The organism is Flagellimonas sp. 2504JD4-2 (assembly GCF_053642935.1).
Genome location: NZ_JBSIOV010000002.1, coordinates 494,539 through 519,275 on the forward strand (window position 1 = coordinate 494,539; position 24,737 = coordinate 519,275).

Here is a 24,737-nt window from a genome sequence, read left to right on the forward strand (position 1 = left end):
CGATGAATTTATTGACTGTTGAAAATATCTCAAAATCCTATGGAGAACTGGTTCTCTTTTCCAATATTTCCTTTGGAATAAACAAGGACCAAAAAATTGCTTTAGTTGCCAAAAACGGGAGCGGAAAAACCTCAATTTTGAATATTATTTCAGGGAAAGATTCTTCCGAAACGGGCCAGGTAACAAGTCGTAAGGGTATCCAAATTGCTTTTTTGGAACAAGAACCCAATCTGAACCCCAATTTAACCGTAGAAGAAACCATTTTTAGCTCGGACAATGAAGTCTTAAAAATCATTGCCCGTTATGAAAAAGCTGTCCAAAACCCAGATGATTCGGAGGAATACCAAAAGGCATTTGAAGCCATGGAACTCCATAATGCTTGGGATTTTGAAACCCAATACAAGCAAATCCTCTTCAAACTGCATTTGAATCAATTGGACCTGAAGGTGGGTAAACTCTCTGGAGGACAAAAAAAGCGACTGGCCTTGGCCAACGCATTATTGAACAAACCGGATTTGTTGATTTTGGACGAGCCAACAAACCATCTGGACCTTGAAATGATCGAATGGCTCGAGGCCTATTTTGCAAAGGAAAAAATCACTTTGTTCATGGTAACGCACGACCGTTACTTTTTAGAAAGGGTATGCAATGAAATCATTGAGTTGGACAACAATCAATTGTACACCTACAAAGGCAACTATTCCTATTATCTGCGTGAAAAAGAGGCCAGGATTGGACGAGAAGAAGTGGAACAGCACAAATCCAAAATTCTCTTTAAAAAAGAATTGGATTGGATGCGTAGGCAGCCCAAGGCCCGAACAACCAAGTCCAAATCACGAATAGATGATTTCAAGGAAATAAAACAAAAAGCCCATCAGCGCAGGGCCAACCACCAGATCCAGCTCGAATTGAATATGGAACGACTGGGCAGTAAAATTTTGGAACTGCACAACATTTCCAAGTCCTTTCAAGACAAAACCATATTGGAAAAGTTCGACTACAACTTCACCAAAGGTGAACGGGTCGGCATTATTGGACAAAATGGCACTGGCAAGTCCACTTTCCTTAACATCATCACGCAACAAGAGTCTGTGGATGGCGGAAAAGTGGTTGTTGGTGATACCATAAAATTTGGCTATTACACCCAAAAAGGAATTCACATTAAGGAAGGCCAAAAAGTAATTGATGTCATCCGGGAATTCGGGGATTATATCCCCTTAAAAAAAGGAAAGCAAATCTCTGCCCAGCAACTGTTGGAGCGGTTTTTATTTGATAGGAAAAAGCAATACGACTTTGTTGAAAAACTCAGTGGCGGTGAGAGAAAGCGCTTGTATTTGTGCACGGTGCTCATACAAAACCCCAACTTCCTCATCCTCGATGAGCCTACCAATGACCTTGATATTGTCACCTTGAACATTTTGGAAAGTTTTCTGTTGGATTTTCCTGGATGCCTGATCGTGGTATCCCATGACAGGTACTTTATGGATAAAATTGTGGATCACTTGTTTGTTTTTAAAGGAGATGGAGTGATCGAGGATTTCCCAGGGAATTATTCGGATTATCGAGCTTATGAGAACAGCAGAATCGTTGAAGAACGTAGGGTAAAAAACGACAGTTCCGAAAAAACAGAAAAAACTTCCTGGAAAGAAAAAGACGATTCAAGAAAATTGTCCTATTTGGAACAAAAAGAACATAAACAGCTCGAAAAAGAAATCCAAAAGCTGGAAGAACAGAAAGTAGAGCTACAGACTAAATTTGCCGATACAAATTTATCGGGAGAAGACATCAACCAATTGTCCATTGAACTCAAGGAAATCTCAAACGCTCTGGAAGAGAAAACAGAACGTTGGTTTGAGCTGTCCGCTATAATGGAAGGGTAAAATGTCGCTCTTCAACAAGTTCAGCATGATATCATGTTTTTCAAACTAACGTCCTACATAAAATTCCTGCTAAAATCCACCAATCAGCATGGTGTACACTCTCCTTTTGTATTTTCCTTTGTGACCAAGTGTCTATATTCCAAAAAGCGGTGGGACCACAGAAAAAGCATCAATGTACTCCTAAAGAGCATCGATTACTTTGGTTTTGGGAACGTCAAACTCGGACAACCTTCATCACTCAAACAAACACTGCATCAATCCTTTCCTCAATTAACATTCACATCAGATAAGATGGATTTGCTCTACATGACCGAATTTGATGAAAAACAACTCCATCAACTTCTTTCCAAACAGATTTTGCACAATGACAGTATGATATTTATCGATGGCATATATTCAAATCAAGAAAAAGAACATCTCTGGAAAAATCTTATCCAAATACCCCATGTTACCGTAAGTATTGATATGTTTTACTGCGGAGCCCTTTTTATCCGCAAGGAACAGGTCAAAGAACATTTTACCATACGGATTTAATAAAGTAATTTTAGGTAATAAAGCTTTTTACTATGGAGGGCAATGTTATTTTTTATGTTCTTGGAGTTTTGGCCATCATCTATTTGGCCGTTTTTTTCAGGAATAAACGTGGGAATCGCCGAAGACGGTCCAGAAAATTTATGGATGGTAAAAGAAGGCAAGACCGGGACAATTGACTATTAAAAACATGAAAATCTATACCAAAACCGGTGATAAGGGAACCACAGCGCTTTTTACAGGCAAACGAGTCCCTAAGCATCATATACGAATTGAAAGTTATGGTACCATCGACGAGCTCAATTCCTTTTTAGGACTTGTCAGAGACCAGGAAATTGATATCCATTCCAAGGAAGTATTGGCCCATATCCAAAACCAACTATTCACCGTTGGCGCCATTCTGGCAACGGAGCCCAGTAAGGAAAATCGTTTAAAAATTCCAAGAATTTCGGAAGAAGATATTTCGTTTTTGGAAAAAGAAATGGATCAAATGAATGAAAAACTCCCCGAAATGACCCATTTTATTCTTCCAGGAGGACATACCACAGTGTCATACTGTCATATTGCACGCACAGTGTGTCGAAGGGCAGAACGAATGGTTTCCTACCTCAATGAAAATGAACCATTACCAGACAACCTACTTTCGTACGTAAATAGGCTTTCAGACTACCTTTTTGTGTTGGCACGAAAGTTGTCAAAGGATTTGCAAGCTCAAGAAGTGAAATGGATTCCTGAAAAATTAGACTAATAATTCGTTATTTTCTGCGTTACACATTAACATGCTGAAAATATTTTTCAAATAATCTCAATTTTGCTTGGCAAATTGGGTTTAAAAATTATTTTTGCAAAAAATTTAAAATCAAACCGTTACTATGTACTGGACATTAGAACTAGCTTCATATTTAAGTGATGCACCGTGGCCAGCCACCAAAGACGAATTAATAGATTATGCCATCCGAACAGGAGCTCCATTGGAAGTTGTTGAAAATTTGCAGTCCATGGAGGAAGAAGGTGGCGAAATTTACGAGTCCATCGAGGAAATTTGGCCCGACTATCCCACCGAGGAAGATTACCTTTGGAATGAGGACGAGTATTAGTTTTCAAAAAACACAAACCCTTCTTAAAAGTCTCATTTGAGGCTTTTTTTTATGTAATTTTGGCAGCCTAGCAGCAGCTTTTCCGTCACACTTTACAATGGAACGGCTTTTGCAATCCAAAAGAAAATTTATTTCATGAGCTTTATCAATTCAGTACTAAAGGTTTTTGTAGGAGATAAATCTGAAAAAGACGTAAAGGCATTACAACCTTTGGTAAACGAAATAAAATCCTTTGAACAACAACTCGAAGGATTGACCCACGACCAATTAAGACAAAAAACTTCTTCCTTTAAGGCACAGATACTAGAAGATCGCGAAGAGATTGATGACAAGATTACCGAACTTAAGGAAGAAGTCAAAAATTCAACGGATATTGACCGCAATGAGGAAATCTATTCCGAAATAGACAAGCTCAACGAAGAAGGCTATAAAATTTCCGAAAATACCCTCAATACAATTCTTCCGGAAGCATTTGCGGTTGTAAAAGAGACAGCCAAAAGATTTGCAGGTAACGAGACCCTAACGGTTACGGCAACGGAGTTTGACCGTGCCCTTTCCGGTTCCAAGGATTATGTGACCCTTGAAGGAGACAATGCGGTTTGGAAAAATTCATGGGATGCTGCAGGAAAGGAAGTTACTTGGGACATGATTCACTACGACGTTCAGTTGATCGGCGGAATCGCCTTGCACCAAGGTAAAATCGCCGAAATGCAAACAGGGGAAGGAAAGACCTTAGTGGCCACCCTTCCACTCTACCTCAATGCCTTGTCAGGTAAAGGGGCCCATTTGGTTACGGTGAACGATTATTTGGCCAAAAGGGATAGCGCATGGATGGCTCCTATTTTCGAGTTCCATGGGCTTTCTGTGGATTGTATTGACCATCACCAACCTAATTCCGAAGGAAGAAGAGCGGCCTACAATGCTGATATCACTTACGGAACCAACAACGAGTTCGGTTTTGACTACCTGCGGGATAATATGGCCCATACGCCTGGTGATTTGGTCCAACCACCACATCATTATGCCATTGTGGATGAGGTGGATTCCGTACTTATCGATGATGCCAGAACGCCATTGATCATTTCAGGGCCGGTACCTGAGGGAGACAGACACGAATTCAACGAATTGAAACCCAAGGTTTCGGATATCGTTCAAAAACAGCGTCAGCACCTTACTGGAGTTTTGGCAGAAGCCAAAAAATTGATCAAAGAAGGAGATACCAAAGAGGGCGGTTTCCTTTTACTTCGCGTTCACAGGGGGTTACCTAAAAACAAGGCCTTAATTAAGTTTTTGAGTGAAGAAGGGGTAAAACAACTGCTTCAAAAAACAGAAAACTTCTACATGCAAGACAACAATCGGGAAATGCCAAAGGTAGATGCCGACCTGTTGTTCACCATTGACGAGAAGAACAATCAAATTGAGCTAACCGACAAAGGGGTCGATTATATATCTGGAGACCAAGACAAAGATTTCTTTGTGATGCCAGACATTGGTGGTGAAATTGCCAAAATCGAGGAACAAGATCTGGAAATTGAGAAAGAGGCCGAACTCAAAGAACAACTTTTTAAGGATTTTGGGGTAAAAAGTGAACGTATCCATACCATGAGTCAATTGCTCAAAGCCTACACACTTTTTGAAAAAGATGTGGAATATGTGGTAATGGACAACAAGGTAATGATCGTTGATGAGCAAACTGGCCGTATTATGGATGGACGCCGTTATTCCGACGGATTGCACCAAGCTATTGAAGCAAAGGAAAATGTGAAGATTGAGGCCATGACGCAGACCTTTGCAACCGTTACACTTCAGAATTACTTCAGAATGTACAACAAACTGGCTGGGATGACAGGTACCGCCGTAACAGAAGCTGGGGAATTCTGGGAAATTTACAAGTTGGATGTTATGGAAATCCCAACAAATAGGCCCATTGCCAGGGATGACCGCCACGATTTAATCTATAAGACCAAACGGGAAAAATACAATGCCATTATTGAAGAAGTTACCGGACTTTCAAGGGCGGGAAGACCTGTTCTGATTGGTACAACTTCCGTAGAAATATCGGAGCTACTCTCCAAGTTATTGAGTGTTAGAAAAATTCCACATAACGTACTGAACGCCAAACTGCACAAAAAAGAAGCAGATATTGTAGCCGAAGCTGGTAAAGGAGGTATTGTTACCATTGCGACCAACATGGCAGGTCGTGGTACCGATATTAAATTGAGTGATGAAGTAAAAGCAGCTGGTGGTTTGGCCATAGTTGGAACGGAAAGACATGACTCCAGACGTGTGGACAGACAGTTACGTGGTCGTTCCGGTCGTCAGGGAGATGTGGGAAGTTCGCAGTTCTATGTCTCTTTGGAAGATAACCTCATGCGTTTGTTCGGATCGGACCGAGTAGCCAAAATGATGGACCGAATGGGATTGGAAGAAGGCGAGGTAATTCAGCATTCCATGATGACCAAATCCATTGAACGTGCCCAAAAGAAGGTTGAAGAAAATAACTTTGGTATTCGTAAGCGTTTGTTGGAGTATGATGACGTGATGAACGCCCAACGTGAGGTGGTGTACAAAAGAAGGCGTCACGCATTGCAAGGAGAGCGTTTAAAGGTGGATGTGGCCAATATGATCTATGATACCTGCGAGGTCATAGCGGAAACCAATAAAATGGCCGATGATTTCAAAAATTTTGAGTTTGAGCTCATCAAGTATTTCTCCATAACATCTCCAATCAATGAGGAAGACTTTAAAAGGTTGAGTTTTCAAGAAATTGCCAATACTGTCTATAAAGCTGCATACGACTTCTATCAGCAAAAAATGGAGCGTAGTGCCACCGTGGCGTTTCCGGTTATCAAAAAAGTCTACGAAGACCAGACCAATAAATTTGAGCGCATTGTGGTTCCGTTTACTGATGGAATCAAAACATTGAATGTGGTCACTAATTTGGAAGCTGCCTATACCAGTAATGGAACGCAATTGATTACCGATTTTGAGAAGAATATTTCCTTGGCCATCATTGATGATTCTTGGAAAACACATCTTCGCAAGATGGACGAATTGAAACAGTCTGTGCAATTGGCGGTACACGAGCAAAAAGATCCGCTTTTGATATACAAGTTCGAAGCGTTTGAACTGTTCAAAGCGATGATTGATAAGGTAAACAAGGAGATCATTTCTTTCTTGTTCAAAGGGGAATTGCCAACGGAGAACACCAACCCAATCCAAGAGGCAAGAACGGTACGTAGACCCAAGGAAAATTTAAAGACTTCCAAGGAAGAAATACCGAATAGTGATGAGCTTGCAGCTCAGAACAGGGCGGCTGGGCAAACACAAGGGAGGAGACCCCAAGTCACGGAGACCATTGTGAGGGAGAAACCTAAAATTGGCCGAAATGACAGGGTAACCATTAAAAATATCATGTCCGGCGAAAGCAAAACAGTAAAATACAAACAGGCTGAGCCCCTCATCGATAAGGGTGAATGGGTACTTGTGGAAGATTAATTTTATTTAAGATGGACCATATTAGTGACAGTTATTTATAGCTGTCACTTTTTTTATATAAAAAACATATTTAGATTTACAGCTTAAACCCCCATAACAGCTATTTTACGACCCAACTTTCAACCCTAAGTGGTAAAGGCAAAACTAGCGAGCGCAGCACATGAAAATGCCTATTAAGGACATATATCGTTTACAACAGAAAATAGATTTAGTGCTCAAAGTAAATTATAGCTCTTCCTTTTTTGCCATATTATTTGGTCTGGTATGTCATTTTTTTCTTGATATAAAAGGCGTTGTTCCGTACACCTTCTTTGGCTATGCGCTAGTCAATATCGTCAATACCTTACTGTATACTAGGCATAAAAACATTGAGCTCACCTACAATCTTACATCCATTATATCCATGGCTGGAGCGATTGTGGTTACCATATATAGCGGCGGTATACAAAGTCCCTTTATTTTTATTTTGGCTATTGTGGTCTTTACAGGATACGTAACCACTATGGCATACGGACATCTATATCTTATTCTAAATCTGGCGATAATTGCCATTTTGTTCCTGTATGATCTTGGTGATTTTAAAATTTCAGAAAACACTGTTCCCGAAGCCTCAAGAAGTTGGTTTGCATTTTTAAGTACAGTCTATGCAGTTTATCTTCTCGGAGGAGTAGTGGGGAAAAATCTACTGCAGGCACATTTAAGGCTGTATAATTCCCGTAACGAAATTCAGGAGCGCATAGAAGAAAAAGAGACACTTTTAAAAGAGGTCCATCATAGGGTAAAAAATAATTTGCAAACGGTCTCAAGTTTGCTAAGTCTTCAGTCAAGAACCATTGAGGATGAAAAAATCAGTACTATCATAAAAAGTAGCCAAAACCGGGTGGTTACCATGGCTATGGTACATGAAATGTTGTACAAACGCGATGACTACTTATCCAAAATAGAACTTAAGCCATACGTTGAGGAACTCTTGGATTATTTGGTACGATCCGTCAAGGGGAATACCAATAACGTAAAGATAGACTTGAACATTGAGGAGCATAAACTGAGTATAGATACTGTAATTCCGCTTGGGTTGATTATCAACGAGACCATTACCAATGCCCTAAAATATGGGATAACTGATGAAAAAGATGGTGGAATTACCATATCACTTAAAAAATTAGCTAGCAATCGATACGAGCTATATTTGGGCGACAACGGTAAAGGGTATTCCGAAAATTTTGACCCAAAAAATGCAAAATCCCTCGGATTAAAACTTATTTACAATCTTACGAGACAACTCAAGGGAACATTAGCTAGGGACCTTTCCAAAAAAGGAACTTACTATCGTATTGAGTTTGAAGAAATAGTGGACGATTTCAACACGATCGTTTAATGCTTTTCCTATCTTTAGCAGACTAACTAATTCTGCATCCTAATGTTTAAAAAACTGCTTTTAGCAGCACTTTTTTTAAGTGCTTCCCTTTCTGCACAAGATTATTTCTACAAAAAATTCCATCCTTTCGATCCAAATATTCCATCTCCCGAAGAATTCCTGGGCTATGGTATTGGGGACAAACATACCCGGCATGATTTAATCGTTAGCTATTTTACTAAACTTTCAGAGCTTTCTGATAGAGCGAGCATTTATGAATATGGCAAAACGCACGAGGGTCGAAAATTGGTCATGCTGACAGTTACCACACCTGAAAACCTCAACAATTTAGATCAATTAAAGGCGAAACACCTTCAATTTACAGATCCTACCCAAAACCCCACCGACTATGATGAAGTTCCCATTTTTGTGAATTTGGGGTATAATGTCCATGGTAACGAACCTTCCAGTTCAGAAGCAGCTTTGCTGATGGCATATACCTTGACCGCTTCAAACAATCCGGAAATACTCAATTATCTGAATAAAGGGATAATCTTTATCGACCCCACCATAAATCCTGATGGTAGAGATCGTCACACCCATTGGGCCAATATGTACCAGGGAAATCCGCTAGTTGCGGACCCACAGGATGCAGAGCATGATGAATATTGGCCAAGAGGAAGAACCAACCATTATTGGTTTGATTTAAACCGTGATTGGTTGTTGGGAATCAATCCAGAAAGCAGGGGCAAATTAACTTGGTACCATGAGTGGTATCCCAATGTAGTTACGGACTTTCATGAAATGGGTACCCAAAGTTCCTATTTCTTTGAGCCCATGAAGGACAATGGGTCATTGAATCCAATCATGCCCAAAGAAAATTATATAGACCTCAACAATCTGTTTGGCGATTACTTTGCAAAAGCTTTGGATAGCATCGGTTCATTTTATTTTACCAAAGAGGTGTTTGATGGCACCTATCCCGGTTATGGTTCCTCCTATCCCGATTTACAGGGGGGTTTAGGTTTGTTGTTCGAACAGGCCAGTTCCCGAGGACATAAACAGACAACGGATTTCGGGGAAATAACCTTTCCGTTCACCATTCGAAATCAATATATATCCAGTGTTGCCACGGTAAAAGCAGCTATAGAGAACAAAGCCTTATTGAGAAAGTACCAGCAAGATTTTTTTAAAAGTGCCCTTGGCAATGCTTCCAGAAGTAGAATAAGGGGATATTCCTTTAAAGATGACCATGACCCCAATAGGGTAAAGGCATTTATTGACAAGTTGTTGTTACATAAGATTGAGGTACATAAATCCGGGGATGGTTTTGTTGTACCCACAAGGCAACCTCAATATCGAATGGTCCAGACGATGTTCGAGACCTATGAAAAATTTAGGGATAGCGTCTATTATGATGCTTCGGCCTGGTCTGTCGCCAATTTTTATAATATGAAGTACAAGCCAGTGACTTCCCTTAACCTAGGCGAGAAAATCACATCGGTTGCCAATTTGGCAAATCCTGAAGCGGTTCAAAAAGCAAATTATGCGTATATCATCGATTATGATGACTACAATGCTGTTGCAGCGCTAAACTACCTTCAATCCAAAGGATTGGTGGTCTCAAGTTCTTTTAAGCCCTTTACAGTCAAAACCACAACCGGAAACAAAAGCTTCAATTACGGTACTTTGGTCATTCCTGTAAGTCTTCAAAAAAAGAATGCGGACGAAGTCTATAAAAAGGTCCAGGCAGCACAGCAGAAATTTCAGGTGCCCGTTTATGCCACCAACTCAGGTTATAGCACAAAAGGTATCGATTTGGGTAGCAGATATGTTTCAGCCATAAAAAAACCGAAAGCTGCAATGATCATTGGTGATGGGGTTCGCTCATACGAAGCTGGAGAAGTTTGGCATTTGTTGGACACAAGGGTTCATATGCCGATTACGAAGATTCCAGTCCGAAATCTAGGAAGTGTCAACCTAGACAAATACAACACCTTGGTAATGGTTTCTGGGAGCTATGATTTTACCAAAAAGCAGCTTGAAAAGATAAAATCATGGGTAGGTAAAGGCAACACCTTGATCACCATTGGAACAGCGTCTAAATGGGTCATTGATAAAAAGTTGGTCGAAGAAAAATTGACCGAAAAAGAAAAGGATACCACCGAGGTTGCCCAAAGAAAACCCTATGTCGATGCTCCCGAAAACTTGGGCAAAGAGCGGGTCGGTGGGGTGATCCTTAAGGTTGATCTGGATGTTACCCATCCCCTAGCCTTTGGTTATCGGGATAAAACCATTCCAGTGTACAAAAACAACACGGTATGGCTTGCACCCAGTAAAAATGAATATGCCACAGTGGCCAAATATGCCAAGGACCCACATATCGACGGTTTTGTCACCAAAAAGAATATGGAAGAAAATCTTAAACCTTCGGCCTCCTTGATCGTAAGCAAATTGGGAAGCGGCAGAGTAGTCATGTTTGCCGACAACCCAAATTTTAGAGGGTCCTGGTACGGCACCAATAGGTTGTTCCTAAATGCCTTGTTTTTAGGTGATAAAATTAGAATTCCAGAATAGCAATCATTATGAAAAAATTATTTCTCCTTTTTGCCTTGTTCCAATTTAGTTTTGGCTTTGGACAAGAAAACCTAAGTGAAGGTCCCTTTTCCCAACTTATCATCAGAGGAGTGACCTTAATCAATGGAAACGGCGCCCCTCCCCGCGGCCCTGTGGATATTGTGGTGGAAAAGAACAAAATCACCAAAATTCAGGTAGTAGGTTACCCAGGTGTCAAAATTGATGAATCCAAAAGACCCCAGCTCAAACCAGGGGGTAAAGCGTTGAACTGCGAAGGCATGTATCTCTTACCTGGATTTGTGGATATGCACGGGCATATTGGTGGGGTTGCGCAAGGTGCCGATTACGACTACGTCTTCAAACTTTGGATGGCCCATGGTATCACAACGGTAAGGGAACCTGCTGGGCGTGGTGTGGAATGGACATTGGATTTGAAAAAGAAAAGCGAAAAAAATGAGATAATTGCTCCAAGAATAATGGCATATACGGCATTCGGACAGAAAAGCGGTAGTTTCAATCCTTTGAATGATGCACCGATCAGTACACCTGAACAAGCTAGAAAATGGGTGCGGGCGAATGCAGAGCGAGGAGCAGATGGGATCAAGTTCTTTGGCGCCCCTCCAGAAATCATGGCGGCAGCGTTGGATGAAAATAAAAAATTGGGGCTACGTTCTGCCTGTCACCATGCTCAATTGGATGTTGCACGCTGGAATGTGTTGCACTCCGCTCGCGCCGGATTGACCAGCATGGAACATTGGTATGGACTTCCAGAGGCTTTGTTTGACGATAGGACCGTTCAAGATTATCCGTCAGACTACAATTACCAAAACGAACAACATCGGTTCGAGGAAGCTGGAAAACTATGGAAACAAGCCGCAAAACCCTATTCTGATCATTGGAATGCCGTAATGGACGAATTAATAAGTCTGGATTTCACTTTGGATCCCACATTGAACATTTATGAGGCAAGCAGGGATTTACACCGAGCTCGAAGAGCAGAGTGGCATGAAGACTATACTTTGCCCTCCCTTTGGGATTTCTATCAACCCAGTAAAATTTCCCACGGTTCGTATTGGCATGACTGGGGTACCGAACAAGAGGTAGCATGGCGTGAAAACTATAAGCTCTGGATGACCTTTGTGAACGAGTACAAGAACAGGGGCGGTAGGGTAACCACAGGATCCGATTCCGGCTTTATCTTTCAATTGTATGGCTTCGCTTATATCCGGGAAATGGAACTGCTCAGGGAAGCAGGGTTCCATCCCTTGGAAATTATCCGCTCAGCTACCCTTAACGGCGCTGAAGCCTTGGGATTGGATGATAAAATTGGCACTGTCTCGGTGGGCAAGCTGGCCGACTTTGTAATCGTGTCCGAAAACCCATTAAAGAACCTCAAGGTACTTTATGGTACCGGCGCCATCAAATTAACCGTGGACAATGAAGTAGTCCGGGTAGGCGGAGTAAGCTATACCATCAAGGATGGTATTATTTACGACGCGAAGGGACTTTTGAAAGACGTAAAGAAAACAGTAGAGCTGCAAAAACAAAAATTGAACTACAAAATAAAACAACCGGGATTAAAATAGCATACATAGTTGTAAGGTTTGGGGTTAAGTTAAGGTTTGTTGGAATGGGGGTAAAAACAAATAAGTCTATTTATTCTCTAGTCTTGTGAATTCCTTCTTTTTCGCAACGAGAAAGCAACCGTAGCAATAACGAAGGCCGTGCTAAAGAACAATGCAAGCGGTATGGCGATTCCCATAATCATGATTAAGCCAATTTAGATTTGTTTCTTTTAGTTCTAAAAGCAAGAGCTTTTTTGATTCTAGAATTTTTGAATCTGTACAATCTGGCAACCTCAGTTTCTTTTTCAGTCTCTACTTGAATTGTAATATCCAATTCAACACCTACAGTTGTAGTTTCAACTTTTACTTCTTTAGAAGCGTCTTGGGCCATAGCTAGAGTTCCGAAGAAGATTACTGCGATAAGGGTTAAAATTGCTTTCATGACTTGGGTTGTTTTTACATTGTAAATCTACCCTCGTCCGGTCCCTGACCCAGATTTCTCTCGCTTAACACCCCTTTTTTTTCGGTATCGGAACTTTTTTCGGCTTAAGTGTATTTTATCCTCGATAAACGTTTTAGGGGTAAAAAACAGGCTGTCGATTCCATATGCATTTCATCGATGTTTCCAGAACTGGCCTTAGATACAGGACATGCATTTGGTCTGGTTTTTTGGTAAGAACATCGATGCCTCCCCTAGTCTTTTGACCCAAAATTTTATCATTTTTAGGTAGAGATGGGAAGAAAATGGGAGAAGTCGAAACTGAATTTCAAATATTGCTTCACAAAATTGTAACCGCTTTGAGTAATATATTATATTACGGTTCGACAAAGGTTAAAAAGATAATCGTGAGAAGTTTATTTATACTGCTGATCTTATTGACATCCATTGGTTGTCAATCCAAAACCTCTAAAACGCAACCTACGGTTGCAGAACATAAACCTGTAGAAAAGTCCATTCTTTCATCCGAAGAACTGCAGAAATATGAAACTGCATATTTTGCAAGCGGTTGTTTTTGGTGCGTTGAAGCGATTTTTGAAAGCGTAAAAGGGGTTAAAGAGGTGTACTCCGGTTATTCAGGAGGTCCAGAAAAAAATCCGACCTATGAGCAAGTGGCCTATGGGAGAACAGGGCATGCAGAGGCTGTGGAGGTGTTTTATGACCCAGAGATAATTTCCTTCACGCAATTGGTCCAGGTATTCTTTGGTTCCCATGATCCCACATCCCTGAACAGACAAGGACCTGACCGCGGGGCACAATATCGTTCAGTCGCTTTTTATAAAAACGATGCTGAAAAGAAAATCATTACAGATTATATAGCTCTATTGGAGTCGAAAAACGCATATGATAGGCCTATTGTAACACAAGTGGTGCCATTCGATGTTTTCTACAAAGCAGAGGAGTATCACCAGGATTATGAGCGGAGAAATCCCTACAATTCCTACATAATCAACGTTTCCATCCCTAGGTTGAATAGGTTCAAGGAAAATTTCAAATCGTATTTAAAAGAAAAATCACACTAAAGTGTGAAGGATCGCTGAAGTTATTAAAGGCAAAAGGTAGGAAGAAAGAAAAGTTTTAGGACATGTTTATTGGCTTGACCTAGACTATTCTTTCAACACTACTTCGCTATACTTGGAGTTTATGTTGACCGATTTGTTGGTTTCATTGTTGATGTGATATCCTTCATGAACATTGGTGCTGTAATTTTTGGACGATCCAATGGCCAAAACCTTTGGGAATTTGAGGTTCGAAGTGGTTTCCTTCACATAGATTGAAAAAGGTACGGATGGTATTGTAAAATCCACTTCTCCATTCTCAACGGTAATATCGATATTGGAAAAATCATTGGAAACAGAGTTGATTTGAAGCTCACCAAGACTATTGATAACGTAAGCCTTATTTTTCAAACGATCAATGGTCACGGTGGATGAGACCGAATTCAGGGTTAACTCCCCTACTTCTTTTAGATCAATATGGTCCGAATAATCCGCCTTTAATTGCCCATAGTTCCATTTTTGGACCACAACTGGGGAATACGAAACCCTGATATCGGTTCGGTCACCATCAATGGTAGAGGCAAGCAAGCTTGCATAAGACAAGCTTGCTTTAATGTTTTTAGTGTTTGCTGCCAACTTTACCTCTCCGTGCCTAACGTTCATTTTTAGTTTCACGGATTTTGGCATTTTGATCTTGATGTGTTTTTTTACCTTGTACTTCTTGTTCTCACCGTCAGAGGAAAAGTAAAATATATTGGAATCGTCCCCGCTTTGGAGTCTAAATATTCTTTCCGCTCTATTTTTTTCTCTTTCCCTGTTCCTTTCTTCGCGAAGCTCATCACGTTCTGCCCTTAACTCATCCCGTTTTGCCCGAGCTTCCTCCCTTATGGCCTGAACTTGTTCTCTAATCTTGACGCGCTGTTCACGAAGTTGTTCACGTTGCTCTTCACGCTCTTCGGCCATTTCCTCCATTTTTTTGCTCCATTCTTCAAAACGCTTCTGGTACTTCTTGTCAAAGTTTTTGTCAAAATCCTTTTTCCATTCTTTTAAGTACTTATCCCCATCTTTTTTATACGCATCGTAGTCAAAATTGGTATGTGGAATTGGTGGTAACGGCGGCATCTCGGGAATAACAAAAACCTCAGGTAGTTCTGGTAGCTCCGGAATCTCCATGTTCTCAAGAAGCGGTTGAACAAAGGATACATCGGGAGCTACAAAGTCAAAAGTATGCTCAAAGGTATCCCCGGAAAAGATGCTAAAGCTGTTCCCAAGGGTTTTAATCTCTATTTCTTTGCTGTTTCCAAGAATTTTAATCACGTCCCTTTCAAAATAGGTCTCGGCCTCTTCATCGGTAGCTCCCTCAAGTTCAACCACGGCTGTAATTTCCACTTGATTTTTGTCCCAAGTCTCAAATTCGATGTCAGCATGACTGGTATCAATGTTCAATACCGTTTCCTCGTTAACATTGAATGTCTCCTTGTAAGTTTTGGATTTTTCCTGTGCCTGACATGCAATGCCCATCAGGCCAAAGAGGAAAACATTAAATAATATTTGCGGTTTCCTGTTCATTTTTTGATGATTTTAATTGATTCAACTTTGATTTTAATTTTTGCAACAACTGCAGGCGCAATTGAAGGTTTTGTATCAAGGCGTTTATGGTATCGTCATTAGGTCCAATATTATTAAGCTCGTCATTGAGTTTTCCATATTCCTTATCCAGCTCAGAAAGTCGCAACATATAGCTATCAACAATAGCCTTGTTCTCTCCGCTAAACTCCAAATCAGAAAGTTCAAGATTGATGTTGTTCACATAATAACTTTCCACCTTTCTTAAATCCGGTGAAAGATCTCCCAGCGAAATACTATTGCGCTGTTCTGGGTTATTTTCTTGATTGGCAATGATTGTCTTAGGTTCCTCATCCTGTGCACCGCCACCAAATACAAAATAAGCCGTCAACCCCAGCACCAAAATCACTGAAGCGGCTACTCGAAGCCAGAAGAACGATTCTGCCCTAGGTTTGAATTCCGGTTCAACATCCCTGCTCTGCTCAGGCATGCTTTCCGTCAACTTAGATAAAAACCGTGCCTCGTGGCCTGTTTTCATCTTGCTCTTTTCGTTTTCTCTCTCTTTTGCGAACAATTCTCTAAGATCCTGTGCCATAAGTCCTGTCCTTTAATGATTCTTTTAATTGCATTTTGCCTCGTAACAATCGTGTCCTTGAAGCTGTTTCTGAAATTCCCAATATTCCAGAAATCTCATTGTGGTCATATCCTTCCACCAGAAACAATTGCACCACATATCTATATTTTTCTGGGAGGTTTTCGATGGCTTCCTTAATGGTTTCAAGGGAGATCCCCTCTTCAACTGTCCAGTCATCATCATCAACAACATGAATATGTCCTTCGTTCAACTCTACCGTTTTTTGATGCTTCGATTTCAAAAAATCGATACTCCCATTGATCACTATTCTTTTCAACCAAGCCCCAAACGTAACCTCTCCCTTAAATTGATCTATCCGCTGAAAGGCTTTTATAAAAGCTTCTTGCAAGACATCCTCGGCATCATCCGGATTTTTCAGAAAACGCATGGCAACCCCATACATCCCATCACAATATTGCCTGTAAAGCTTTAATTGTGCTTGACGGTCGTTGGCCTTGCATTTTTCTACCAGTTCAATCTGAAACATGGTCGGTTCTGTGTTTGGTATTCTAGCTGTTCAAGTTAAGGACGATATAAAAAAGTCGCCGTTGCAAAATTGCTTTAATTTGGCGCTTTTTTAACATTTTTGAGAATAACAATTTATTCGCACGCTTCGGTTTACCTCATCGTACCTCCATTACGGTTGGACACACATTGCACTAATTATCACGAATCACCAACAACTTCTTCAATGTAATTGTGCAGAAAATCCATGTAAAGAAAAAGATCAGGTTTTGTGAAATTGGTGAATTTCGTTTAAGCAAACTAATGCCCTTACTTCCTCCAACCTTTAAGTATAAAATCCAAAATAAGCCGTCAAAACTTTATACCTTCGTTATAACCATAGTAATTTTCACCTTGGCAAAGGAACAACGTATTTCTTCTCAAGTTTCCAAAATTAAAAAGCTTCGAAAGCAGGATATCTCCACGGAGAGTTTGCTTGAGGGTCTTTTCAAGGGAAATAAAGCCCATCTTGCCAAGGCAATAACACTTGTTGAAAGTTCTAAACCCCAACATTTTGAAAAAGCCAATACCCTTATTGAAAAGTGTTTGGCCAAGTCAGGGTCCAGTATTCGTATTGGAATTACTGGGGTTCCGGGGGTTGGAAAAAGTTCATTTATTGAGGTTTTTGGCAAAACCTTGACCCAATTGGGAAAAAAAGTAGCCGTGTTGGCTGTTGATCCCACAAGTACGTTGAGCAAAGGAAGCATTTTGGGGGACAAAACCCGAATGCAAACACTTTCCAAAGACCCGAATGCTTTTATTCGTCCGTCCCCTTCCGGTGATTCGCTGGGTGGTGTTGCCCGCAAGACCAGGGAAAGTATAATTTTATGTGAGGCAGCGGGCTATGACGTTATTTTGGTGGAAACCGTTGGCGTAGGGCAAAGTGAGACCATGGTACACAGCATGGTAGACTTTTTTCTATTGCTGAAGCTTTCTGGGGCTGGTGATGAGCTTCAAGGCATTAAACGGGGCATTATGGAAATGGCCGATGCGATAGCCATAAACAAAGCGGATGGCAGTAATCTTGAAAAAGCTAAGCTAGCGGAAGTTGAATTCTCCCGGGCACTTCATTTATATCCTCCCAAAGAAAACGGATGGATCCCCAAGGTACTTCGCTGTTCTTCGATGGAACGAACCGGAATCCTTGAGATATGGGAAATGATAGCGGGATTTGTGGACCAAAACAAAACAAGTGGCCATTTTGACCATAATCGCAAGAATCAAAACAAGAATTGGTTCCTTCAAACTGTGGATGAACAGTTAAAACACTATTTCCATCAGCAAAGTTCCTTCAAAAAAAGACAGGATAAGCTATTGAAGGCAGTTGAAGATAATCACATATCTCCTTTTTATGCTGCCAAAGAGCTATTGAAAAGCATCACTGGGGAACTTAAATAAAAGAAGTAAATTTGCCCAGATTATAAGCCGACGCATGAGCACTGTCACAGATTCCCTGCTATCCATTGTGGTTCCATTGTACAACGAGGAAGACAATGCGGTCTTGTTGACCGAAAAAATCCATGAGAATTTAAAGGGTTACAACTATCAAATCGTATATATTGATGATTTTTCTACGGACGATACCAGAAAAGTTGTCAAGAATATGGATGACAACAAGGTGCATTTGATAGAACTGAAAAAGAATTACGGGCAAAGTCTGGCATTGGCTGCAGGAATCGATTACGCGGAAGGAGAATACGTAATTACCATGGACGGGGATCTTCAAAATGATCCTTCGGATATTCCACAAATGTTGGAATATGCAGTTAACGGAGATTATGATGTTGTTACCGGTATACGCCAAAAACGCAAGGATTCCCTCGTAAAAAAGATACCTTCAAAAATCGCTAATTTTTTAGTGAGAAGAGTTACCAAACTTGACATTAAGGATAATGGATGTGCTTTGAAGGTCTTTACCAAAGACATTGCCAAAGGGCTCAATCTCTATGGTGAGATGCATCGATTTATTACGCTACTGGCCCATTTGGAGGGCGGACAAATAAAACAAGTCCCTGTGAAGCACCATGCACGCCACGCAGGAGTTTCAAAATATGGTTTGGAACGCGTTTTTAAGGTGGTTGCCGACATGATGTTGCTGCTCTTTATAAGAAAGTATTTTCAGCGCCCGATACATCTTTTCGGAATTTTTGGTGTGCTTTTGATCATACTAGGTTTTTTCATCAATATTTATTTATTGATTGTAAAGCTTGGTTTTGGTGAAGATATCGGTAGCAGACCACTGCTGATTTTTGGGATGATGTTTATTTTGGGGGGAATTCAGTTGTTTACCATCGGTATTGTCATGGAATTGCTCATCAGAACCTACTACGAGTCACAACAAAAAAGACCATATCGTGTCAAAAAAATAACCATCGGTGACGGAAAAGCTGCGTAAAAAGCTAATTACAGCACTTAAAATTGTTGTCAGTGCTGCACTGATCTACTTTATTTTTACAAAAATACAGTTCGAGGATGTCGTACACACCCTCAAGAAAAGCAACCCGTTTTATCTGATTATCGGGGTCTTATTGGTGGCATTATCGAAAGTTTTGGCTGCTTTTCGGCTTAATCTCTACTTCCATCAAATAGAAGTCAAAATTACCCAACTGAGCAACTTAAAATTGTACTTGCTCGGTATGTTCTACAATCTTTTTTTACCTGGCGGGATTGGCGGTGATGCCTATAAAGGTTATGTAATCCAAAAAAAGTACAATTCAGGAACCAAAAGAGTGGTTTCCGTATTGTTGCTGGACAGGTTGAGTGGGATGCTGCTTATTTTTATTTATTCCTGCGTTTTGGCTCTGTTACTGGAACAGCCTATTTTCAAGGCCTTTAACTGGGTTTTTGCTTTGGGAATTCCCTTGAGTGTTGCGGTGTTCTGGTGGCTCAACAAAAAGTTTTTCGCTTATTCGCTACCAATTTTTTGGAAATCAATAGCCTATTCAGCATTCGTGCAGCTGTCGCAGCTTATCTGTGTCCTCTGTATCTTGAAATCCCTTTCGATAGAACTTCAAACCATTGAATATTTGTTCATTTTTTTAGTCTCTTCCATTGTTTCGGTAATTCCACTTACCATAGGTGGTATTGGAAGCAGAGAAGTTACGTTCTTGTATGGAGCCCAGTGGTTGGCGCTTGATACAAACTCTTCAATAAGCATCAGCTTTGTATTTTTTCTTATAACCGCTTTGATATCCTTTTTCGGGATAGTCTATCATTTCAAAAAACCACAATTGGAAACGCTGGATTAGTCCAAATGCACCAAGTACATTTTGTTAAGTTTGTCGCGTCGGGTCAGAGGGTTTAGAAACTTCAATTGCAGTCTTGTGATGCGAAACTGATCTACAATAATCTCATCATGCCAGTGATAACCTGCTTCCCTCAGTCTTTGTAATTCACGGTCCGTAGCATACACCCAAGGCTGGGCCATCTCTTCCAAATCTGAAATGGATACCTTATTGACCGGGTTTTGGTTATAAAAATCCAAGGCCCAAGTATGTCTGTCAGAAATCTTGTATATGTTATCCACCGAAATGTTTCGCTCCTCGACCTTTTCTGCCATGGTTGAGCCCCCTTGATACTCCAATAGTGAGGGATAGAAGTGTATGTTCAATACCACATTCAATAAAATTGAACTCTTGGCCGACAAGGTGATGATCCGCATGAAATAGTCTTCCCGTTTTAAGCAAAAATGGCATATCACCATAAATAACATCAACAACAGTATGTAATATTGGATGCCAGTGAATTCAAAAACATAAAAACAGGCCAGCATTGCAAAGATGAATACCAAACTGAGGATAAAATATTGTACACCTAGGATAACCTTCAAGGTCTTTTTCTTGGCTTCCTCATATATTTTTATCAGATAGGCCGCGGTTAGTATGGAATACAGGGGAATAAGGATATTCATGTAATGCGGGAGCTTGAATTGGGCAAAACTTATGAGCAAAAACAGCATTGAGATTCCGCCGAAAGTCAGAAACTCCACCCCAGATATATATTCGAACCGTGTTTTTAAAAAACTCCTCACCCTTTGCCAGTACCCTAACAATGCTATTACGGTCCAAGGAAGGAAAACCCATAGGAACGTATGAAAAAAGAAAAAGAAATCACTGCTATTCTTACCTACTCCTTCACCGCTCATCCGTTCAAAACTCTGCTCCCAAAGAATAAAAAAGATACCGCTCCGATTATCCCTTCCCCGAATGATTTTCTCCGGATGCAGGTCAAATTGAAGGTAATAGGCATAGAGCATAGGCGCAATGGTCAATCCAAACACCAATAGCGCCGCGAGCACTTTCCAATTCAATAAGCTTTTCCATTTTTTGGTATATGCCACATGACATAAAACTGAAATCCCAATCACCACCAGGGCAATTTGTCCCTTGGTCGAAAATGCAATTCCCGCCCCAAAGGCTCCCCAAAGTATATTATGAAGTCTGTTGCGCTCAACGTATGCAGCCAACTGCCAGATGGAAAAAATGGCAAAGCCTGTTAAAACTGCATCGGTACGTACATCTATAGTGGAAAGTACAATGGTTTGGGCCGTCATAAAAACCAAAGCGGAAAGTTTGCCCACATCTTTGGTGTACAGCAATTTTCCAAGGCCGTAGCTACTAAATGCTCCCAAAAAGGTTGCCAAAATAGCTGGAATTCGGTATGCCCAATCATGAATCCCAAAAATCTTAAATGACAGTGCGGCCAGCCAATAATGCATGTGTGGTTTGTCCAAGTATTCCTCTGAACCCTTGATCAGGGTGAAGAAATCATTTTCTTGGACCATTCTCATGGCCATAACCGCAAATTGGGCTGAATCGTTCTCAAAAAGGGTGACAAACATCCCGGCTATATATACCAGCACGACAAGGGAAAGTAAAAACCAATATCTAGCGGATGATATCATGTCCCAAATTTTTGGAATGCAAATATAGCCAACCTGGCAAACACCCATCCAAAAAAGATACCCATCAACATACCAGTTAAAACATCAAGGGGATAATGTACCCCAATATATATTCTGCTGTAAGCCACAGTCAGGGCCCAAACAACAAGAAGGAGCCCTATATATTTGACTCTCTTATGAAACATCAAAGCAAAAAAAGTAGCCGGTGCAAAGGAATTTGCAGCATGGGCAGAGAAATAACCAAATTTTCCCCCACAGTAGCTTTTCACCAAACGCATAACCCCACTGATCTCGGGATCATGACACGGACGCAATCTTCCAATACCATATTTAAAGAAATTGGACAATTGATCCGTACAGGTAATCAATAAAGCAATGCTCACCAAAACCACCGCGGTTCCCTTCAATCCAAAGCTCCGATAAGTTAGGTAAAGCAACAGTGCATATAGAGGAGCCGAGTTCCGGGTTCTGGTCATGAACATCCAAAAGCCATCCCAGGTCTCCGTTCCGAGTCCGTTAAGAAACAAAAATACCTCTTGGTCCCACTGTATGAGTTCTTCGAGCATTAGCTATCGTATCGTGAAACTTCCCTGTCGTAAAATGCGGTAGCGGCTTCAATCAGATTCTCCGCCTCCGCAGACAGCTCCGCTTCATCTTCTTTGGAAAATTCTTCCAACCATTCGACTTCATCATTTTCCAGATTGATGATAAAACGCGGATATTCCGTATGAACTATAAAAATTGAGTTTGGATGATCTGTATTGTCTCCTAAAAGAAATTTGGGTAATTCCATTTTTAATCTATTTGATTCCTAAGGAACCCTCTTTGTTTTTTATCAGTTTCTTGGTCAAATAATTAAACCGAATATACAACATTACCGCTGATGCCGTAAGCCCCAGCAGTAGCCCAATCCATATGCCCGTACTCTTTAGCTCCGTGAACAATCCGAAGTAATAACAGATTGGAAACCCAATAAGCCAGTAAGCGATAAAGGTTATAAAAGTGGGTATTTTCACATCTTGGAGCCCCCTGAGTGCACCAAGGACAACCACCTGTATCCCATCGGAAATCTGGAAGAAGGCTGCAACCAGTAATAATTTAGCCGCGATAATGATAACCTCCGTATTGTCCATTTGGTTAACAACATCGTCCACATCCAAATAAATTGTGGGCAACCAATGTCGTCCCAACAAGAAAATGGCAGCAAAAACTATCTCTAATAACAAGGTGAGGAAAAAGATCGACTCGGCTATCCTTCTCAATTCTTTAAAGTTTTGCAGTCCTTTTTGATTTCCGACCCGTACCATGGCCGCCACGCTAAGACCCATTCCCACCATAAAGGTCATACTACTCAGGTTCAAAGCAATCTGGTTGGCAGCCTGGGCATTTTTACCTAATACCCCACTCAACCAAATGGCTGCCGTAAATATGGCTACCTCGAAAAACATCTGAAGAGCGGATGGGAAACCTAAACTCACTATCTTTTGGATGACCTTTTTTTCGATTATCCTAAAATTGAATTTGGATATATAGGGTTGGAATTTTTCTTTTCGGTTCAACAAAAACCAGATATAGCCCACCATAACAAACCTTGAAACCAAAGTGCCTATGGCAGCACCGACAATTCCCAACTTTGGGAATCCAAACGACCCAAAAATCAATAAATAGTTTATCACAATATTTACCACATTCGCCAATACTGTGGCGTACATCGGGTATTTGGTTTGTGAAAGTCCCTCGGAGAATTGTTTAAATGCCTGAAAAATAATCAACGGAACCAAAGAGAAAGCCACCAATTCCAGATACGGTATAGCCAATTCGACCACCTCGGGAGGTTGCTCCATATGATGCATCAACGGTTTGCAAAGCAAAATGATACCGAAAAGAGAAACTCCCAAAAGTGTGCAGAGCACCAATCCGTGTTTTAAGGCGCTTTTACCGTTGGCGACATTTCCAGCGCCGTCTGCTTCTGCCACCAGGGGGGTTATCGCTGTGGAAAATCCGATTCCCAGGGACATGGCTATGAAGATGAAACTATTTCCCAAGGATACCGCTGCGAGTTCCGCGGTTCCCAACTGCCCCACCATGATGTTGTCGGCAAACGCTACGAAAGTATGCCCCAACATTCCCAAAATAACGGGATAGGCTAGTTTTAGGTTATATGTAAATTCCTTGGTGTACCGATGAAACAAAGCTGAAATTTAGGAAGCGTAAAGATAGCTGGAATGGATAGATTTGAAGGTTGTTTTTTAGCCTTCTTTTCAAAAAAGAATGAACAATAAAATCTTACCGGGTTTTGGCTTCTTCCCAAAAGACATCCATCTCGGAAAGGCTCATATCTTTTAGCGTTTTTCCGGCTTCTTTGGCCTTGCTTTCGAGGTATTGAAATCGCTTAATGAACTTCTTATTGGTCCGTTCCAGGGCGTTTTCAGGATTTACATCCAAAAATCGTGCATAGTTGACCATAGAAAACAATACATCGCCAAACTCAGCTTCCAATCGGTCTTTGTTTCCCAGTTTAACCTCAGTTTGAAGTTCGGCCAGTTCTTCTTTTACCTTATCAAAAACTTGTTCCGGTTGCTCCCAATCGAAGCCAACGCCAGATACTTTTTCTTGGATCCTATTTGCTTTAACAAGGGCTGGTAGACTATTGGGCACTCCCTCGAGTACACTCTTCTTTCCTTCTTTAAGTTTGATGTTCTCCCAATTTTGCTTCACTTGTTCTTCATCCTCAACCTTAACATCGCCATAAATATGCGGATGTCTGTTGATCAATTTCTCACAAATACTATTGGCCACATCGGCAATATCAAAAGCATTGGTTTCCGAACCTATTTTAGCATAAAACACGATGTGCACAAGTAAATCACCCAGTTCCTTTTTAACCTCTTCAAGGTCATTGTCCAAAATGGCATCACCCAATTCGTAGGTCTCCTCGATGGTCAAATGGCGTAGGGATTGCATGGTCTGTTTTTTGTCCCAAGGACACTTCGCGCGAAGCTCATCCATGATACTCAACAGCCGATCAAAAGCCTTCAGTTGCTCTGGTCTTGCGTTCATCTAAAAAATTTTATCTAAAAGTACAAAGACCTTAATTTAGGACATCATAGTTTTTGGTGTTATTTTGG

21 protein-coding genes are annotated in these 24,737 nt (G+C 40.9%); 12 read left to right on the top strand and 9 right to left on the bottom strand.

Annotated features, from left to right (window positions below; all coding sequences use genetic code 11):
- The first annotated feature begins 2 nt into the window (after positions 1–2).
- The 8 genes from ACULLH_RS08895 to ACULLH_RS08930 all read left to right on the top strand — a co-directional run bounded on the left by ACULLH_RS08895 (position 3) and on the right by ACULLH_RS08930 (position 12,526).
- Entirely contained in the window at positions 3–1,880 is a 1,878-nt protein-coding gene (locus tag ACULLH_RS08895) for an ABC-F family ATP-binding cassette domain-containing protein (RefSeq protein ID WP_454088390.1), read from the top strand.
- A gap of 33 nt (positions 1,881–1,913) precedes the next feature.
- The gene (locus ACULLH_RS08900; RefSeq protein WP_454088391.1) at positions 1,914–2,414 is read left to right on the top strand and encodes a hypothetical protein; all 501 of its coding nucleotides are present in this window, start codon (positions 1,914–1,916) and stop codon (positions 2,412–2,414) included.
- Positions 2,415–2,601: 187 nt separating this feature from the next.
- A complete protein-coding gene (locus ACULLH_RS08905) occupies positions 2,602–3,159 on the top strand; it encodes a cob(I)yrinic acid a,c-diamide adenosyltransferase (RefSeq protein WP_454088392.1) in 558 nt (185 codons plus the stop codon).
- Between the two features lie 124 nt (positions 3,160–3,283).
- Positions 3,284–3,508, top strand: a complete 225-nt coding sequence (locus ACULLH_RS08910) for a DUF2795 domain-containing protein (protein ID WP_013551418.1) — start codon at positions 3,284–3,286, stop codon at positions 3,506–3,508.
- A 135-nt stretch (positions 3,509–3,643) separates the two neighbouring features.
- Complete coding sequence (gene secA, locus ACULLH_RS08915; protein ID WP_454088393.1) at positions 3,644–7,006, top strand: preprotein translocase subunit SecA; 3,363 nt, start codon at positions 3,644–3,646, stop codon at positions 7,004–7,006.
- A gap of 160 nt (positions 7,007–7,166) precedes the next feature.
- Entirely contained in the window at positions 7,167–8,384 is a 1,218-nt protein-coding gene (locus tag ACULLH_RS08920) for a sensor histidine kinase (RefSeq protein WP_454088394.1), read from the top strand.
- A gap of 42 nt (positions 8,385–8,426) precedes the next feature.
- Positions 8,427–10,940, top strand: a complete 2,514-nt coding sequence (locus ACULLH_RS08925; protein WP_454088395.1) for a M14 metallopeptidase family protein — start codon at positions 8,427–8,429, stop codon at positions 10,938–10,940.
- Positions 10,941–10,948: 8 nt separating this feature from the next.
- Positions 10,949–12,526, top strand: a complete 1,578-nt coding sequence (locus tag ACULLH_RS08930) for an amidohydrolase family protein (RefSeq protein WP_454088396.1) — start codon at positions 10,949–10,951, stop codon at positions 12,524–12,526.
- 184 nt (positions 12,527–12,710) lie between these two features.
- Here ACULLH_RS08930 and ACULLH_RS08935 read toward each other — a convergent pair whose 3' ends face one another.
- Positions 12,711–12,947: a hypothetical protein gene (locus ACULLH_RS08935; protein WP_454088397.1), complete on the bottom strand. Its 237-nt coding sequence runs from the start codon at positions 12,945–12,947 to the stop codon at positions 12,711–12,713.
- A 404-nt stretch (positions 12,948–13,351) separates the two neighbouring features.
- Here ACULLH_RS08935 and msrA point away from each other — a divergent pair, with 404 nt between their 5' ends.
- Positions 13,352–14,026 (top strand): peptide-methionine (S)-S-oxide reductase MsrA, encoded by a 675-nt coding sequence (gene msrA / locus ACULLH_RS08940; RefSeq protein ID WP_454088398.1) that lies wholly within the window; start codon positions 13,352–13,354, stop codon positions 14,024–14,026.
- Between the two features lie 84 nt (positions 14,027–14,110).
- On the opposite strand, the gene ACULLH_RS08945 is transcribed toward msrA, so the two are convergent.
- From ACULLH_RS08945 to ACULLH_RS08955, 3 genes are read right to left on the bottom strand one after another with little or no spacing between them, the layout of a single operon-like run.
- The gene (locus tag ACULLH_RS08945) at positions 14,111–15,571 is read right to left on the bottom strand and encodes a hypothetical protein (RefSeq protein WP_454088399.1); all 1,461 of its coding nucleotides are present in this window, start codon (positions 15,569–15,571) and stop codon (positions 14,111–14,113) included.
- On the bottom strand, positions 15,543–16,163 hold the full coding sequence (locus tag ACULLH_RS08950) for a hypothetical protein (RefSeq protein WP_454088400.1): 621 nt from the start codon (positions 16,161–16,163) through the stop codon (positions 15,543–15,545). The genes ACULLH_RS08945 and ACULLH_RS08950 overlap by 29 nt, the downstream gene beginning before the upstream one ends.
- A complete protein-coding gene (locus ACULLH_RS08955) occupies positions 16,147–16,689 on the bottom strand; it encodes an RNA polymerase sigma factor (protein ID WP_454088401.1) in 543 nt (180 codons plus the stop codon). The genes ACULLH_RS08950 and ACULLH_RS08955 overlap by 17 nt, the downstream gene beginning before the upstream one ends.
- A 281-nt stretch (positions 16,690–16,970) precedes the next feature.
- Between ACULLH_RS08955 and meaB the strand changes: the two genes are divergently transcribed.
- The 3 genes from meaB to ACULLH_RS08970 are packed head-to-tail and all read left to right on the top strand — an operon-like array spanning position 16,971 to position 19,954.
- Positions 16,971–18,104: a methylmalonyl Co-A mutase-associated GTPase MeaB gene (gene meaB, locus ACULLH_RS08960; RefSeq protein ID WP_454088402.1), complete on the top strand. Its 1,134-nt coding sequence runs from the start codon at positions 16,971–16,973 to the stop codon at positions 18,102–18,104.
- 34 nt (positions 18,105–18,138) lie between these two features.
- Positions 18,139–19,101, top strand: a complete 963-nt coding sequence (locus ACULLH_RS08965) for a glycosyltransferase family 2 protein (protein WP_454088403.1) — start codon at positions 18,139–18,141, stop codon at positions 19,099–19,101.
- Positions 19,082–19,954: a lysylphosphatidylglycerol synthase transmembrane domain-containing protein gene (locus tag ACULLH_RS08970; protein ID WP_454088404.1), complete on the top strand. Its 873-nt coding sequence runs from the start codon at positions 19,082–19,084 to the stop codon at positions 19,952–19,954. Before ACULLH_RS08965 ends, ACULLH_RS08970 begins: the two co-directional genes overlap by 20 nt.
- Here ACULLH_RS08970 and ACULLH_RS08975 read toward each other — a convergent pair.
- From ACULLH_RS08975 to mazG, 5 genes are all read right to left on the bottom strand, one after another.
- Positions 19,951–21,609 (bottom strand): ArnT family glycosyltransferase, encoded by a 1,659-nt coding sequence (locus ACULLH_RS08975; protein WP_454088405.1) that lies wholly within the window; start codon positions 21,607–21,609, stop codon positions 19,951–19,953. The two genes, ACULLH_RS08970 and ACULLH_RS08975, sit on opposite strands and share 4 nt — an antisense overlap.
- Positions 21,606–22,175: a phosphatase PAP2 family protein gene (locus ACULLH_RS08980; RefSeq protein ID WP_454088406.1), complete on the bottom strand. Its 570-nt coding sequence runs from the start codon at positions 22,173–22,175 to the stop codon at positions 21,606–21,608. Before ACULLH_RS08980 ends, ACULLH_RS08975 begins: the two co-directional genes overlap by 4 nt.
- Positions 22,175–22,402: a hypothetical protein gene (locus tag ACULLH_RS08985; RefSeq protein WP_454088407.1), complete on the bottom strand. Its 228-nt coding sequence runs from the start codon at positions 22,400–22,402 to the stop codon at positions 22,175–22,177. Before ACULLH_RS08985 ends, ACULLH_RS08980 begins: the two co-directional genes overlap by 1 nt.
- A 7-nt stretch (positions 22,403–22,409) precedes the next feature.
- On the bottom strand, positions 22,410–23,801 hold the full coding sequence (locus tag ACULLH_RS08990) for an MATE family efflux transporter (protein ID WP_454088408.1): 1,392 nt from the start codon (positions 23,799–23,801) through the stop codon (positions 22,410–22,412).
- 94 nt (positions 23,802–23,895) lie between these two features.
- Entirely contained in the window at positions 23,896–24,669 is a 774-nt protein-coding gene (gene mazG, locus ACULLH_RS08995) for a nucleoside triphosphate pyrophosphohydrolase (protein WP_454088409.1), read from the bottom strand.
- Positions 24,670–24,737: the final 68 nt, after the last annotated feature.